The 16,633-nt window shown below is 44.6% G+C and carries 13 protein-coding genes; 10 read left to right on the top strand and 3 right to left on the bottom strand.

Annotation, left to right across the window (positions count from 1 at the left end; all coding sequences use genetic code 11):
- Positions 1 to 244 precede the first annotated feature (244 nt).
- The 4 genes from ACMCM8_RS15255 to ACMCM8_RS15240 all read left to right on the top strand — a co-directional run bounded on the left by ACMCM8_RS15255 (position 245) and on the right by ACMCM8_RS15240 (position 5,950).
- A complete protein-coding gene (locus ACMCM8_RS15255) occupies positions 245 to 1,198 on the top strand; it encodes a cation diffusion facilitator family transporter (protein WP_412723443.1) in 954 nt (317 codons plus the stop codon).
- Positions 1,199 to 1,515: 317 nt separating this feature from the next.
- Positions 1,516 to 2,595 (top strand): methyl-accepting chemotaxis protein, encoded by a 1,080-nt coding sequence (locus tag ACMCM8_RS15250; RefSeq protein ID WP_412723442.1) that lies wholly within the window; start codon positions 1,516 to 1,518, stop codon positions 2,593 to 2,595.
- 52 nt (positions 2,596 to 2,647) lie between these two features.
- On the top strand, positions 2,648 to 4,162 hold the full coding sequence (locus ACMCM8_RS15245; RefSeq protein ID WP_412723441.1) for a sensor histidine kinase: 1,515 nt from the start codon (positions 2,648 to 2,650) through the stop codon (positions 4,160 to 4,162).
- Between the two features lie 204 nt (positions 4,163 to 4,366).
- Positions 4,367 to 5,950 carry a methyl-accepting chemotaxis protein gene (locus ACMCM8_RS15240; protein WP_412723440.1) on the top strand — a complete coding sequence of 528 codons (1,584 nt, stop codon included), beginning with the start codon at positions 4,367 to 4,369 and terminating at the stop codon, positions 5,948 to 5,950.
- Between the two features lie 23 nt (positions 5,951 to 5,973).
- On the opposite strand, the gene ACMCM8_RS15235 is transcribed toward ACMCM8_RS15240, so the two are convergent.
- The 3 genes from ACMCM8_RS15235 to ACMCM8_RS15225 form a co-directional block, all read right to left on the bottom strand.
- Positions 5,974 to 7,281 carry an ABC transporter permease gene (locus ACMCM8_RS15235; protein ID WP_412723439.1) on the bottom strand — a complete coding sequence of 436 codons (1,308 nt, stop codon included), beginning with the start codon at positions 7,279 to 7,281 and terminating at the stop codon, positions 5,974 to 5,976.
- Positions 7,281 to 8,033, bottom strand: a complete 753-nt coding sequence (locus ACMCM8_RS15230; protein ID WP_412727740.1) for an ABC transporter ATP-binding protein — start codon at positions 8,031 to 8,033, stop codon at positions 7,281 to 7,283. The genes ACMCM8_RS15235 and ACMCM8_RS15230 overlap by 1 nt, the downstream gene beginning before the upstream one ends.
- Before the next feature lie 147 nt (positions 8,034 to 8,180).
- Positions 8,181 to 8,468, bottom strand: coding sequence for a YebG family protein (locus ACMCM8_RS15225; protein WP_412723438.1), 288 nt, complete (start codon positions 8,466 to 8,468; stop codon positions 8,181 to 8,183).
- 256 nt (positions 8,469 to 8,724) lie between these two features.
- Between ACMCM8_RS15225 and rpsF the strand changes: the two genes are divergently transcribed.
- The 6 genes from rpsF (at position 8,725) to ACMCM8_RS15195 (ending at position 16,632) form a co-directional block, all read left to right on the top strand.
- Positions 8,725 to 9,126, top strand: coding sequence for a 30S ribosomal protein S6 (gene rpsF, locus ACMCM8_RS15220; RefSeq protein ID WP_412723437.1), 402 nt, complete (start codon positions 8,725 to 8,727; stop codon positions 9,124 to 9,126).
- A gap of 11 nt (positions 9,127 to 9,137) precedes the next feature.
- Positions 9,138 to 9,365, top strand: coding sequence for a 30S ribosomal protein S18 (rpsR, locus tag ACMCM8_RS15215; protein WP_012519954.1), 228 nt, complete (start codon positions 9,138 to 9,140; stop codon positions 9,363 to 9,365).
- A gap of 25 nt (positions 9,366 to 9,390) precedes the next feature.
- Positions 9,391 to 9,843: a 50S ribosomal protein L9 gene (gene rplI / locus ACMCM8_RS15210; protein WP_412723436.1), complete on the top strand. Its 453-nt coding sequence runs from the start codon at positions 9,391 to 9,393 to the stop codon at positions 9,841 to 9,843.
- Between the two features lie 297 nt (positions 9,844 to 10,140).
- The gene (locus ACMCM8_RS15205; RefSeq protein ID WP_412723435.1) at positions 10,141 to 13,266 is read left to right on the top strand and encodes an efflux RND transporter permease subunit; all 3,126 of its coding nucleotides are present in this window, start codon (positions 10,141 to 10,143) and stop codon (positions 13,264 to 13,266) included.
- A 13-nt stretch (positions 13,267 to 13,279) separates the two neighbouring features.
- The gene (locus ACMCM8_RS15200; protein ID WP_412723434.1) at positions 13,280 to 14,368 is read left to right on the top strand and encodes an efflux RND transporter periplasmic adaptor subunit; all 1,089 of its coding nucleotides are present in this window, start codon (positions 13,280 to 13,282) and stop codon (positions 14,366 to 14,368) included.
- A 218-nt stretch (positions 14,369 to 14,586) separates the two neighbouring features.
- Entirely contained in the window at positions 14,587 to 16,632 is a 2,046-nt protein-coding gene (locus ACMCM8_RS15195; protein ID WP_412723433.1) for a TonB-dependent receptor, read from the top strand.
- Position 16,633 lies beyond the last annotated feature (1 nt).

The following is a 16,633-nucleotide window of genomic DNA, read 5'->3' as shown; positions in this document are numbered from 1 at the left end:
ACATTTAAGCGGCAATGAAAAAGAGAAGAGTTAAAGTTTGCCCTCGTTCTTCAAGGCTTGTAGGGTGGTGTTTTAAGATTGGTAGATTTGTTAACGACAGAGTTAACCAATTGTTTACATCAGGCACTCGTAGTTGTTAAATGTTACCAACATGCAATTGGAGGCAAAAATTCAACGCTAATACTACATTTTAAATTCATTTTACGTGTATGCTTGGTGTTTTATCTTTTACACAACACCTTATATGTCCCATCACCATCACCATCACCATCATGCTCATGAACACTCACTCGAAAGCGGTGATACAACGCGTATTGGTTGGGCTTTTTGGCTCAATTTTATTTTTACCATTATTGAATTTATAGGCGGGTGGCTTACTAACAGCGTGGCTATCATGGCTGATGCCGTTCACGATTTGGGTGATTCACTGTCGATTGGGTTAGCGTGGTATTTGAGCAAGCTAGGCAAAAAGTCAGCCACTGAAAAATATTCATACGGCTTCAAGCGATTAAGCTTGATGGGGGCAATGATTAACGGCGCTATTTTGGTGATCGGGTCGATTTGGGTGTTGTCTGAGGCCATTCCCCGTATAACAAACCCAGAAATGCCTATGACAGAAGGTATGATTGGGCTGGCCATTCTAGGCATATTTGTGAATGGTCTTGCTGCATATAAGTTACACGGTGGCGGCTCGATGAATGAGAAAGTGCTGAATTGGCATCTCATTGAAGATGTGATGGGATGGTGTGCCGTGTTAATCGTTGCCATTGTTCTACACTTTGTCGATTGGCCCATATTAGATCCAATACTATCAATTGCGTTTACCCTGTTCATTTTAACCAATGTTGTGAAATACGTTATCCAAACAATGGCGCTTTTTTTACAGGGAGTACCAGATATAAACACCCGCGAAGCCATAACCAAAGCATTGCTAACAATTGAACATGTAGATGAAATACACCATTTACATTTCTGGTCGTTAGACGGTGAACAACATGTCCTGACAGCCCACGTGGTCATTGATTGCGATATCGACAACAACAAGTTACGTGAGTTAAAAAGCGAGGTTCATCGCCTTTTGGCACCGTTTAATTTGGCCCATACCACCATCGAATTTGAGCTGCCAGGAGAGCCTTGTCGTGATGATAACGATAACCTGCATCAGCATGCTCATGATCACCAACACGATGAGATATAGAAGAGCGTATATCTGATTTTATGCGTGGTTTATGATTCCCTCACTCATAATTTCTTAAAAACAGTAATAACGGTGAGTCAAGCTTATGGGGCAATATAATATGCATATGAATGCTTCATTTATTATAGGGTGTCAGTACGTCTATAAGCTGGTATCTTTGTGATCCCAAGCAAATAATATAGTAAATAAATAACAGGTTTTACAATTACTTGCCGATAACCAAAAACAACGCGACTTCAGGCTAATAGTCACGAAAAGTGAATTTCTGTTAGGCTGAGGAGATCGATAATAAAACGATAAACTACTGGTAAATTAATATGTTTGTTTCTCGCAGCAAATACGAAGAAAAAGAGGCGCAGGTTCGTCAGTTGGAAGCCCGCGTAGAACAGGCGATGGATAAAGTTGCAGCATTAGAAGCCGAAAATGCGACACTTTCTGCATCTATAGAAGCCGCTCAGCAAAGCGACGAACCTAATAACTCTGTTTTATTGAAGTGTGTCATTGAATCACTTAGTCAAATGGAAGGTATCAGAGAAACAGTGCTGGAAACCTATCAGCGTATAGATGCAGAGAATAATTCAGTGTCTGACATCAATGAGCTATTTAGTATCTCTGCTGCAACGTTAAAGAAAATTGTTAGCGATATGAGTGGATTGAATATGCAAATGGGGAGCATGAGTGAACGCATTTCTGGTTTGTCTACCACCGCAGACAATATTAATAAGTTTGTGACTACTATTACCAGTATTTCAGACCAGACTAACTTGTTAGCTTTGAATGCCGCGATTGAAGCCGCACGTGCAGGTGATGCCGGACGAGGTTTCAGTGTGGTCGCTGATGAAGTGCGTGCCTTAGCAACAGAAACGAATAAATCAGCAACAGAGGTTTCAGAGCTTGTTAATGGGATTATTCAATCAACTTCAAAGGCAGTATCAGGTGTTAACGAGTTACGTGGTAACAATGAACAGCTTGAAGCCGGTATTACTCAGCTAAACAGCAGCTACGAAACCATGGTGCGCCATTGTGACAGTATGAAAACAACCATTAATGATGGGGCGTTAAGTACATTTGTCCAAACTGTGAAATTAGATCATGTTGTATGGAAAGCGGATGTGTATGCTGTCTTGTGTGGTTACAGCCAAAAGTCCATCTCAGAGTTTGCCGATCACTCTAGCTGTCGTTTAGGTCTCTGGTACAAAGAAAATGCATCAAAGCCAGTGGGTCAATCCACTACGTTCAGAGAGATAGAGGGGCCACATGCTGCTGTTCACAAAAGTGGTGTAGCAGCAATGCAGGCAAAACAAAATGGCAACGCAGCAGAAGCAGACGCTAAACTAATAGAAATGGAACAAGCCAGTGAAAGGGTAATGCGATTGCTCGATAGACTGCTAGACTAATGTAATTATCTCATGCACAAATTAGTGCGTTAATTATGTGGAGGGCTTCTAGGTGAGTGATTCATCGTATTCCACCGAACAAGAGCAAATAGCTGCTCTTGAAGCCCGAATTTATTCTCTCGAGCGACAACTCAAACGTCAGAAAATAGCGCGAAAAAATGCCGAAGCATTTTTAGAAACCTATTCTCAAGACGCCTACCTTGCTAATCAGGCACTGCGTAAAGCACTTAAAGACTCAAAGAAACGAGAACGGGATCTACTTTTTCTCAATCGCACTGCTTCGCAACTTAGCGATTCTAAAACAAGTCAGGGTTTTATCCTTTCCGCATTGGAATCTGCTGTAGAATTTAGCGGTGCAAGTTGTGGAAAGGCCTTTATTGTTAAAGATGGCAACCTGCTGATAGGTGAAGACGACAAGGTGCAAACTCCAGACAATAAATGGGTTTCGTCGCCTAAATTAGCTGACTTATTGCGTCAAGAATTACCCCTCGAATTGCAGGAAAGTTATTCACACTGGTGTATCAATGTAGTAATTCGACCTGACTCTCAACAAGAAGCTCGGGTCTTACATTTTATGCATGAAATTGCAGAAAACGAATTTGCCTGGCTTGCTTTGCTTACCCATGATGATGAGCTTGAAGAGGAAATGCTGTATGTATTAGACACCACTAAGCATTACCTCAGCTTCAATTCCCGTTATCAAAGTAAAAAAAACAAGCTCAATGATAAGCAAGATGAGCTTCAGTCCATTAAGAAAGACCGGGACAACCTGGAAGAGCGCTTGATAAGTGCAGATAAAATGGCAATGCTCGGACAGCTTGCTGCGGGCATCGCGCATGAAATCAATAACCCAATTGGATATGTGCGCAGCAATACAGTAGTCGCAAAAGAAATTTTCAACGATTACCAAAGTGCATTGATGCGCATTGGGGATCTATGCGAGTTAGCTGGTGGTGAGATTAAAGAGAAATTTCACGAAATTCAGCGTGGGTATTCGTTACAGGAGAGCGCAAACGAAATAGCAGATATGTTTGTTGAATCGCTCGACGGTATTGAACGCATAATTGAAATTGTGAAAGCACTGCGGAGCTTCTCCTATCCGGGATCAGGTAAACATGTTGAGATTAGTGCAATAGAGGCAATGAATAGTGCTATTCGGTTGACTAACAATCTTCACCGTTACAAAAATCAGGTTTCGCTGGTAGCAAAAGAAGGTGATGCAAAATTCTTAGGTAATGCGGGACAGATCCAACAGGTATTAGTTAACTTTTTAACCAATGCAATATATGCCACCCCAGAGGGCAAGTACATTTTTCTTCATATCGAAAAAACGACTAACCAGGTTAGTCTTACTGTTGAAGATGAGGGGACGGGAATGTCTCCCGATGTGTTAGAAAAAATATTCACGCCTTTTTTTACTACAAAGCCACCCGGTGACGGAACAGGGTTGGGGATGTCAATATCAATGACCATTATCGAAGAGCATAATGGTGTGATAGAAATCTTTAGCGAAGAAGGAAAAGGTACGCGAGTTATTGTCTCACTGCCCTTAGTCGAAAGTATATAGTGCTTGAAATAACTTGTTGAAAAACAGTATTATTTCAGGATTTTTTATTTCGGCTAGACGCGGCTGCTTTTTAGCCTAGTCTTGACTAATGCTCAAGTACCTATAATTACCACCTGTGTATGGGGAAGGTAAGTACGTGTTGAGAGTAAGAGAGCGGCTCAGTTTCTAGATGGAACGTGACTATACTGAACTAAGAAGGGTGACATGAGAAACAATCAGCCAGTTACACAGAAAGAGTACAAATTTCCAGAGCATCACCGTCTTATTTCGTCGACTGATAGGCGAGGTGTAATTCAGCATTGTAATCAAGAGTTTATGGAAGCCAGTGGTTATAGCCGTGAAGAGCTTGTCGGTAAGAATCACAATTTAATCCGCCATCCAGACATGCCCCCTGCGGTATTTAAGGAAATGTGGCAGACGCTTGAGTCAGGTAAATGCTGGTTAGGCATAGTTAAGAATCGTAGAAAAAATGGAGATCATTACTGGGTGTCAGCTTTTGTGACCCCTGTCTTTGAAGGGAGCGCGATTTCTGGGTATGAATCAGTTCGCGTGCCGGCTTCGCCCGCTGAAATTGCGCGAGCTTCTGCCGTTTATCAGCGGCTTCAAAAAGGGCAGTCCCCGGTAGGATTAACGCAAAAAGTTACCCAAGTAGTGGAAAGAGTTTGGCCTACTTTACTGTTAGGTGGCTTAACAGTAGTTGCGCTAGCCCTGTCTGGCGGATTGGTGTCGGCAGGTATTGGCTTGGTGGGAACGATTGCCTTGGCGGTGGCGCAAGATATTAAATCGCGCAAAGAGTGGAATGGGTTATTAACGCTGAGTCCGACAAGCTATAGTAATGAAGTGGTTGCGCAAACCTATTTTGCTGATGCAAAGCATGTCGCGCGAGCCAAACTGGTGCTAGGATGTGAACTTGCGCGAACGAGAACGGCCTTAACAAGAATTAACAATGCGTCTTCAAGTCTGGAGGCCATCTCTAATACCACTCATACACAAGCACAAAGTACCAGTGCTGCAGTTGTTCAGCAAAACTTAGCGACTCAGCAAATCGCATCAGCCGTTACAAAAATGAGTCAGGCTATTCAAGAAGTGGCTGAACGGGTTGAAAGCAATGCGAAAAGTGCCAAAACAGCGGCTGAAAACGTAGAAACTGGCAATCAAAAGGCTGAACAAGCAATGCAGGCCATCGTGGCATTGCGCAAAGCAGTAGAATCTATTTCTACTACGGTGACCGAGCTAGCTCAGTCTACGAGTGATATAGGGGAAGCTGCCAACATTATTTCTACTATCGCTGAACAGACCAATCTATTGGCACTGAATGCCGCTATTGAAGCGGCAAGAGCGGGTGAACAAGGAAGAGGATTTGCAGTGGTGGCGGATGAAGTCAGAACACTGGCATCTAAAACAAGAGAATCTACGGATAAAATTCACAATATCATTTCAGAATTGGCAGAACGCTCCGATAGAGCGGTGCGAGTATCAACTGAAGGCCTTGAGTCTGCAGAGCACGGTAGCGCTATAGTCGAAGAAACGCGGGGCGCCTTATACGAGATTAACAATGCTGTTAAAGGTATTGCCGATGCTACAGTGGAAATGTCGTCGGCAGTAGAAGAGCAAAGCACGGTTGCCGAGCACATCAATCAACAATTGGTGGAAGTCGCAGATGGGGCGTCGGAAACCCAGCGTGCTTCTGAAGCATCACTGGCCGCAAGTGATGACCTACGGGCTACAGTCAACCAAGTTCATGAACTTATTTTGCGTTTCAGCACCGACAAGCGGATGGGAGAGTAACACGCTCCCATTTACGCGTGGAGTTAGCTGTTATTAAGACCCGCATGCAGGCCTCGTTGGTAGGCCGCTATTGCGGGAAATAGTGAGACCAAATAAGTACAACCTAAAATGAGTAGTATTATTATCATACTACTTTGACCAAACAGAGGGCTGCTCAAAAATACACCATAGGTACTTAACCACGGTTTGAGCATACTCATTATTCCAGCTACCAGTCCAATACTTATTAGTGCGCTACACAAAGTAAGTATCATCGCTTCAATTTGAATCAATAATAGTAACGTAAACGGACCTGCGCCAATTGTGCGCAGCACGGCAATTTCATGATAGCGCTCTCGCATTGTCGCTAACAGCATGGTTGCAAGGCCGATAAGCGCACATACTACAATTAGACTGGATAATCCTAACAACAAGGCTTCTACATTACCCATTATTTGCCACAATTCAGCGAGCGCCATTCCCGGTAAAATTGCCGTTAAAGGCGGCGCTTTACTTTGGTTTAATTGATACTGTAATTGTAGTGCTGCCACGCGGTGCTTAAGGCCAAGCATAACCACTGAAACGGACTGAGGGGAAAATGCTTCACTATCATAAAGGTCTGCTTTGATTGTATGCTCATCGTGCTCGTGCTCTGGCTCACTAAGAAGGTCTTGTGCGCGAGGTGTACTTCGCCGCAATGGCGATGTGGGGATCTGCGGCCCAGCGTGGGCTTCTTCCAACCCCTGAAGGGTTACATATACCGCTTTATCTACCGGGGTTCCTGTTTTCTTTATGATACCTGAGACAGTGAATGGGTGTTCGTCGTGATGATTAAATGAAACATTGCCTAAACCGTGAGAGATTGTGATTTTATCACCAACTTGATATCCCAATGCGGTCGCTATGTCGGAACCAATAACAGTCGATAGGGAATGTGTGAACACTGTTCCTTCTGAGACGACTAACGGTTGCATATCACCGTATTTAAAGTGATCAAAAAAACTATTGGTGGTGCCCACAACCCGAAAACCTTTATGTGTATCGCCTAATGAAAGTGGAATTATCCACGATACCTGTTTATTGGATTTCAGTGATACAAGGCTTTGATAATCAATGCCTTGTGTTGGTGTACCAATGTTGAACACCGATGAAAGTAATAAATTTAATTGCCCACTCGGTGCACCTACAATCAGATCTACACCGGAAACGGTTCGCGTAAAACTGCTTTTTACCTGACCGCGGATCAAATCGACACACAGCAGTAAACTTATACTAATGGTAATACTTAAGAGAGTGAGTAATGCGGTTGTTTTTCTGCGCTTTAGGCTTTCAATAGCAATGGTGCTTAGCATTACGCATTCTCCTGTGTGTGTTTATTTTCAGATACACAAGAGTGAGTCTGGTGTGTAACGGGAGAATGCGTTAGTTCAGAAATTTTACAGTGACAGTCAAAGTAATGAGAAAGTGATAGGTCGTGGCTGACAAATATCATGGTGCTCTTACCCGCAACCTCCTTTAGCAACGACATAAAATTGTCTCGGGCATCGGCGTCCAGTGCGGAAGTCGGTTCATCAACAATCAATAATTTTGGGTCGTTAATGAGCGCTCTGGCAATGGCCACTCGCTGTTGCTGACCAATACTCAGGGCATCCGCTTTGGTATGCAGAATACGCAATGGTAATTGGAGTTTTGTTAGCAAATCTTTTGCTTTTTGTACGACAGCGAGACTGTCCAAATGTGTTGAAGGAGCGAAGTAAACTGCCGCCTGAATATTTTGTAACACCGATAAATAAGGAATAAGGTTAAATTGTTGAAACACTACTCCAATATTACTGGCTCTAAATTTGTCTCGTTGACGATTTGTCAACGCAGAAAAAGGTTGTCCGAGTAATGAAATTGTTCCTGAAGTCGGGGTTAATGTGCCGCAAAGTAAGTTGAGCAAGGTACTTTTACCACTGCCTGAAGGGCCGGAAAGAAATACGTGTTCACCCTGTAGAACCTGCCAATTATCGATAGCTAATACTATTGCCCCGTTTTTATCGTAGGCAAATTGAAGGTGATGGATATCAATGGCAACCCTTGGTTTGCTTACAGAGCTCTCCATTTCATTTCTTTCTTCCACGCTGCTTCAACCTCTCATGGCTTCTTATTTTCAGTGCTACACAAAATACGGCTTCACAGTAATGTTATCAAATAACACCCTGTTGAAGTGGTAAATTATTATATAAGAAGCCTGGAGTTGAAATGGCACCTATCCGTTGGCTTGCAGTTTTACAACTTCTGCACTTTCATCTTCCAATACGCTTTGCGCACTGGCGCCTTTAAATATTTTACTAATTTTGTCTTTGTTTTTTGACAATAGAATGGTGAGTTCTTCTACTACACTACTTTCCAGCTTAATCCCTTTCGCATGGATGTACGTCGCAAGATTATCCGCTGCATCGAGCATTTTGTCGTATTGGTCAGCTTCTTTTTTGTCGGTAGTTACCAATTTTTCTACCCCTTTGTGCGAAACAACATATTGTGTGGTAATGGCCATGGTAGGTCCCCTAATGATTAAAGACCCAAAAACTCTACCGCATATCACTGTATAAATAAACAGTATTTGTGTGAAAATTTAGAGAAATTTAAAGTGAAACAAAATTGGTTGCATGAAAGCCCTTTTTAAAAGGTGATTAATGCTTGTGCAATTTGTACTTGCTGCGTATAATGCGCGCCCTTACAGCCAACCTAATTCGTTCCTTGTCTCCATACAGTCGGCTGTACTGTCGAGGCTACAACCGTAAGGAGCTATAATGCGTCATTACGAAATCGTATTTATGGTTCACCCTGATCAGAGTGAACAAGTACCTGGTATGATCGAGCGTTATACCACAATCCTAAAGCAAGACGGTGGTCAGATTCATCGTTTAGAAGATTGGGGCCGTCGTCAACTGGCTTACCCAATTGAAAAGCTGCACAAAGCCCACTACGTACTAATCAATGCTGAAGCAACTGCAGAAGCTGTTGATGAATTGGAAAATGCTTTCCGTTTCAACGACGTGATCCTACGTAACATGGTTATGCGCACTAAGACTGCTGTGACTGAGCCTTCTCCAATGATGAAAGAAGAGCCTCGTCGTGAGCGTCGTGACGATTCTGCTCCACGCCAAGAACGCGCGGAAAAGAAAACTGAAACCACTGAAGACAACGCTTAAGGAGATCACCCATGGCTCGTTTTTTCAGACGTCGTAAGTTCTGCCGTTTCACTGCAGAAGGTGTGACTGAAATCGATTACAAAGATATCGCTACTCTTAAGAACTACATCACTGAGAGCGGTAAAATTGTCCCTAGCCGTATTACTGGTACAAGCGCAAAATATCAGCGTCAGCTGTCTTCTGCGATCAAGCGCGCACGTTTTCTTGCGTTGCTTCCGTACACTGATTCACACAAGTAATTGGCGAACTTAAGGGGTAGCTAAGATGAATATCATCCTACTAGACAAAATCGCCAATTTAGGCGGCCTGGGCGACCAAGTGACTGTTAAGTCTGGTTACGCTCGTAACTTCCTTTTCCCACAGGGTAAAGCGGTTCCTGCAACTAAAGACAACGTTGAAAAGTTTGAAGCACGTCGTGCTGAACTTGAAGCGAAAATTGCTGAGCAACTAGCTGCTGCTAACGCACGCGCTGAAAAAGTTGCTGAGCTTGCTGAAGTTACAATCGCAGCACCTGCTGGTGACGAAGGTAAACTGTTTGGTTCTGTTGGTACTCGCGACATCGCTGAAGCAATCACTGCTGCTGGCGTTGAAGTAAGTAAAGCAGAAGTTAAACTACCTACTGGTACACTTCGTGATACTGGTGAGTATGACATCGACTTACAACTTCACTCTGACGTAATCACTTCTATCAAAGTGATCATCATTGCTGAAGCGTAATCGCTGACGTATTTGAAAGAAGCCGCTCAATAGAGCGGCTTTTTTTGTGCCTATATTTTATTGATGCTATTTATTCCACTCCCGTTACCACAGTCGCAGAATGTAAAAATTCATTTCCAACGTCGGTAAACAACCCATTTTTCAAGTTGACTCATCTGCGATAAATGACGCTTTTTAAGCAAAATTTAAATCAAATGTTAATGGTCGCTAAAAATCGCGTTATCGCAGTTTTAAACTTTTTCTGTCACTTGTGCGACCTATAGTAAACCGAACAATAAAAAGCATAAGTGCCTTATTATGGACATAACACGTGCAGCAATAAAAAACGCCACCGGGGTAGGAATCTCAATAGCCTTATTGGTTTTTCTCGGGCTATACAGTTTGTTTAATTTACCCGTTCAATTGTTTCCAGACATTGAACGGCCGAATATTAATATACAAACCTCGTGGCGTGCCGCGTCACCGCAGGAAATCGAATCAGAGATAATTGAGCCTCAAGAAGAAGTGCTACAAGGTATTCCCGGGCTTGAATCAATGAGTGCGTGGGCGAATCAGGGCAATGCATGGATAAACCTCGAATTTGGTTTAGGCACCGATATGCAGAAGACCTTAATTGAAGTCATCAGCCGGATGAATCGGGTTCCACCCTTACCGCGCGACGCACTTTCTCCAAACATCATGTTGGCGGGCAGTGGTGGCGATGCTCCGGCATTGACTTACTTTTTCTTGCAACGTTTACCCGGCAATCCGAATGAAATTAATACCTATGTTACGTATTTTACTGACGTTATTAAGCCCCAATTAGAGTCAATACCAGGGGTAGCACGCGCCCGCATGGAAAGTGGTGTGGGTGGGGTAGAAGAGTTCCAAATTGTTTTTGACCCTTTTAGAGCCGCACAATTAGGCATAGATTTGACTGCTGTCGCTAACGAGCTGGGGCGGGCAAACGACATATCTGGTGGGTTTGTCGATGTTGGGCGTAGACGCTATACATTGCGCTTTGAAGGGCGTTACCAACCCGAAAAAATGGGCGAAATGATTTTAGAATGGCGCAACGGCAGTCCTGTCACTTTAAATGATATCGCCGACATAGCGATTACTCGCGCTGATGGTGCCAATGCCAGTGTTCAAAATGGCAACCCGGCTATTTCAATTCGCGTCGATAGACAGAACGACGCCAACGTATTGGCCACGCTCGAAGCGGTAAAAGCAAAGGTGGCTGAAATAAACCAAAATGACCTTGCGCAGCAACAGCTGGTGATGGCTCAGAGCTTTGATGCGTCGGTGTTTATCTACCGCGCCGTGCAGTTAGTTACCAGCAACTTGTTTATCGGTGTGTTACTGGCTATCGGTGTGCTTTGGCTGTTTATGCGCCAGCTTCGCGCAACAATTATCGTTGCATTGGCTATCCCCATTTCTTTGCTGAGTACGTTTGTGGTGCTGCAACTGACAGGGCGTTCCCTAAACATTATTTCACTGGCGGGACTGGCGTTTGCGGTCGGCATGGTACTGGATGCAGCTATTGTGGTACTTGAGAATATTGTGCGAACGCGAAAAAGCGTCGGCAGTGATGAAGAGAGTGCTTATCAGGGCACCAAAGAAGTGTTCGGTGCGCTAATGGCATCGACGGCAACCACAGTGGCAATTTTTATTCCGGTTATGTTTCTTGAGGATGTGGAAGGTCAGCTATTTGCTGATCTGGCACTCACTATTGCCATTGCAGTGTGTATGTCGCTGATTGTTGCAGTAACTGTCCTCCCTGTCGTTGCTGCCCGATATCTGAAAGGCGCAATGCCTGAAGACAGCTTAAGACAGCTCTGGGTTAAGATTACCCAGACCATAATGCGACTTTCAGCCACACCGCTACGGCGAATCGCGCTAGTGCTCACCTTAATGGGTATTCCCATCACCGGTAGTTTGTTGTTAATGCCTTCCATGGATTACCTGCCGCCGGTTAAGCGCGATGCAGTCGATGCCTTTTTAAGTTTACCCGCTGGGGCAAGCGAAAACTTTATATCAGAAGAAGTGATCCCAATTGTCGTTAAGCGTTTGAAACCCTATATGGACGGGGAAAAGCAGCCCGCACTGAAGAATTACTACATCATTACCTGGCCGAATGGCGGCACTTTAGGCGTGCGGGCTAAAGACCAGTCAAAGGTAAAAGAGCTCGAAGCCATCGTACGCGATGAAATACTAAAAGATCTGCCAGATACGCAAACCTTTGCTCAGCAGGGAAATCTATTCGGCGGATTTGGCAATGGGCGCTCCATCGCTATTCATTTGCAAGGGACAGATCAAGACATGCTCGGCATTGCCGCTCAAGCGGGCTTAGATAAGCTTCGAGAGGTATTTCCCAATGCAAATGCTCGTTCCAATCCCCCGTTAGAACAAGCTGAACCTGAACTGCGCTTTTATCCCAACGACAGCCGTATGATGGAAGTGGGGTTAAATCGCGGTGGTATGGGCAATTTAGTGCGCGCCATGGGAGACGGCATGTATGTCGGCGAGTACTTTGATGGCGTAAAACGCATGAATATCATCTTTCGTTCAGCGCCCTGGCAAACGCCAGAAGACTTGGGAAGCACCCCTATTATGACTCCTGTGGGTGAAGTCGTGCAATTGAGTGAACTGGTTGATATTGAGCGCGCGGTGGGGCCGAGTCGCATCCAGCGCATAGATGGCCGTCGAACGTTAACCGTGAACGTAAATCCGCCAGAAGGCATGAGCCTGGAAGAGGCCATGAAAGTGATTAAAAGCGAGGTTGAGCCTGCCATTATGGCCATGATGCCCAGCGATGGTAGCATCAATTATGGCGGCAGTGCTGACAGCTTAAAAGGGGCGATCTCGTCCATGGCAGACAACTTCCTGTTTGCCATGATCTTACTGTTGTTACTGATGGCGGGGCTGTTTAAATCAGTTAAAGACAGTGTGTTGGTGGTATTGTCTATTCCGCTTGCCACGGTAGGGGGAGTGATTGCAATTCGAATCATGAATACCTTTATGTTCCAACCCATGGATTTGTTAACCATGATTGGTTTCATCATCTTGCTGGGCTTGGTGGTTAACAACGCTATTTTGCTGGTACACCAAACCCGTTTGGGAGAGCAACAAGGGTTGTCCAGAGACGCCGCAGTTGAACAAGCCATAGAGCTTCGCTTGCGACCTATTTTTATGAGTACCCTAACCTCTATATTTGGCATGCTGCCGTTGCTGCTAATGCCAGGTGCAGGAAGCGTTATTTATCGGGGACTTGCTGCGGTTATTGTCGGCGGAATGACTGTCAGCACTATTTTTACCCTGTTGCTACTGCCCACATTACTCAGAATGACGGGGGCGAAAACCGTCAGCACATTATCTCATGACGCTGTGGGGGGCTTGACGCCTCGAACTGCGAAACTCAATAAACACAGCGATCATTTATAAGGAATTCAGTCTCATGAATGTATTAACTCGCGTAGCCATTTTTGGTATATCGGCTTGGACGTCTCTTTCACTTTCAATGGCGGTCTGTGCGCAGGACAATAACTCGCCACCGCCGGTTCTGGTACAAGTCGATGAGGCCCGAGAACAAGCTATTTCTCAATTGACCTGGGTGCCGGGTACAGTATTAAGTCAGATCGACGCGAATCTCGCTTCAGAAGTCAATGGACGTATTCGATGGATGGCTGAAGTGGGCGATATTGTTCAAGCTGGCGATCCCCTGGTCGAAGTGGATGATACTCGTTTGTCTATTACGCTTAATCAAAACAAATCGAATATTGCCAGATGGCAGTCGCAGGTTCGCCTATTTGAGAAGCGACTAACGCGGTTTAAAAACTTACAGGCAAACCACAATACCTCTTTGGGAGAACTGGAAGCGGTAGAAGCGGAACTTGAAAACGCACAGCAAGAACTGGCGCAAGCGAGACTGGATTTGCAATTGACCGAATATCAATTGTCTCAAAGCCGTGTGACGGCACCTTTTACAGCCCTAGTTGTTGAGCGCTTACAATCTCCAGGAGAATATACTGCAATAGGGCAAACCTTATTGCGTGTGGTTAATCCACATAATGTAGAGGTACAGGTACGTGCGCCCCTTTCTGTTTTACCTTACATTCAAAGTGGGATGGCAGTAAATGTTCACGGAAAGCAACATCAAGTAGAAGAAGCGATTCGGGCTATTGTGCCCGTGGGTAATGACAACTCCCGAATGATGGAACTAAGAATTGCTGTGAAACCGAATGATTTTCCTATCGGTAGTGCGGTGCGTGTCGCGATACCTAGCAGTGACACTCATCAAGGTGTCACCATCCCTCGCGATGCATTGGTGTTACGCAAGTCTGGTACTTACATTTATCAACTTAATGAAAACAATGAAGCACAGCAAATAAAAGTGCGCACCGGCGTTGGGCTAGGTGAGCGAATAGAAGTGTTCGGTGATATCGACCCTACACTCTTTGTGGTAGTGCGCGGTGCAGAGCGGCTTCGCGAAGGACAAAAAGTGCGCTTTGAAGAGACTGCGAGTACCCTTACCGCACAGAATTAATGGCACGTGTAACGTTTTAATACGACATGAAACACATTGCGCGCATCATACGCGATGTTGTCAGTCCGTATTGATATCTTGTTGAAATACATAATATGGTAGTGGACATCACCAGAACCGTATCGAAATGTAACAATTGTAAAAGTACTGTCCATTTCGACTAAACTTAATGAGAATGTTTCTTATTTGTAATTGTTGATTGCTAAACGGAGACGCTCTTGAAAAAGCGAGTATTAGTCGGTGCAGTGTGCACGTTGTCCAGTCCAGTATTGTTCGCCCAATCGCTAGAGAATAATACTGAGGAGACCCAACCTATCGAACGCGTTGCTGTGGTGGGGGCAGCAACTAACTTGAGTATTACTGCTGAGGATATTGAACAGTTTCAGGCAAACGACTTAGCGGATGTATTTAGAGAGTCTCCTTCTGTCAGTGTAGGGGGGTCAGTGGGCGTGGCACAGAAGATTTTCATTCGCGGCTTGGAAGACGCTTACCTCAACGTCACTGTGGATGGGGCACAGCAAACATCAACCTTATTTCATCACATTGGGCGTGTTACCTTAGATCCAGATCTTCTTAAGCAGATAGACGTTCAAGCAGGGGCAGGTGAAGCGACCAGTGGGCCTGGCGCAATAGGTGGATCCATTCGTTTTAAAACCAAAGATGCACAAGATTTATTAGATAATGATGAGCAGTTTGGTGGCCGTGTTAAAGCAAGCTATTTTTCCAATGATGGCACCCGTTATAGCGGTAGTCTTTATGGAAAGCTAAGTGATACATGGGGGTTGCTTGGCTACTACAGCACGGTTGACAGAGATAACTTTGAAGACGGTGACGGCAACGACGTATTGGGCACCGCTGCCGATCAAGACATGTTGTTTTTAAAAGCCAGTGGATACCTTACTGACAACCAGTACTTATCACTTAGTGCAGAACAGCGCGATGAAGAAGGCGAATTTTCAGCAAGACCAAACTGGGTGGTACTAGAAGGCGCACCGCTCTACCCGAGTGAAGCCGAGCGGGATACCTATGTGGCAAACTATCGTTTTGACCACAGTGCGATGTTATTTTTAGAGGCAACCGCATACCAAACGTCATCGTCATTTCGTGGCGGTCGTTTTGACTGGTTATCAGACATCGATACGTATGGTTTTGATATTAGAAATACCAGCGAAATAACTAACCACGTATTCACATACGGAATTGATTACCGTAAAGATGAAGTGGAAAGTGGGCCTGGTGCTGGTGCAGTACAAAACGCCGAAACGGGAAGCGTAATGGGTATCTACGCGCAAGCCCATAGCAATATTACACCAGAGCTACTGTTAAGTTACGGTGTGCGCTTTGATGATTTTGATTTTCAGCAGCGCATATTAATTGATGAATACTATGGAGAGCCAGTTACCGATGAGCCATCTGGGTTAGACGATAACGAGCTTAGTATTAACGTAGGCTTAGCTTATCAGCTTACCGAAGCATGGTCTGTTGGTCTGGGTTATGCCGAAGCGGCTCGCGGCAAGCAAATTGGCGATGGGTTTACACTCGATGAATACCTTTACGATGGTGAAGATATTCCTGTTGTCGGTAGCGATGTTGTGCCTGAAACGGTGACTAATATTGAGGCCTCAGTTGAGTACAGTGCGAATAACCTGAACGCGCGTTTAAGTGCTTATGAGTCGACCATTGATGACGTGTTGTTCAGCGGTTATCAAGGTAACTCAGTGTTTAATAATATTGGTGATTTAGAATCTTCAGGTGTGGAATTCAATCTTGCGTATCGTTGGGATTCTGTTGACGTGTACTTTGGGTTTTCAAGCGTAGACGTTGAATTGATGCCTCGAGAAGATTTATACAGTATTCCGTATAGCACCATCGACATTAATGGCTACGAATTTGTCGGTTTAGGTAATAGCCGTGGCGACACTTGGGTGTTGGGGGCGGATTATACGGTGACGGCAACTATCAATGTCGGGTTTAACATTACTATGGTTGATGACATCAATATTGACACCCTTCACCAAGCCTTGGAAAACGGTTGGACTGACTCACTTTATTCACTGAATAAGGCGGATTACACCATAGTAGATATTTATGGCGAGTGGGAAGTAACGAACGGACTTCGAGTGAACCTTGCCGTCACCAATCTGTTTGATGAAGCGTACATCGATCATTCAAGCGTGGGTGATTACAGTGACGTTTTCCCTTCCGTCATGGGGCCACAAGAAGCGGGTCGTGATATACGTGTGTCAGTGACATACGACTTCTAAA

This window comes from Alteromonas sp. D210916BOD_24, from assembly GCF_047159385.1.
Classification (GTDB): Bacteria; Pseudomonadota; Gammaproteobacteria; order Enterobacterales; family Alteromonadaceae; genus Alteromonas.
Note: the sequence above shows the minus strand (reverse complement) of the source record. Positions and strands in the feature narration are given on the sequence as shown.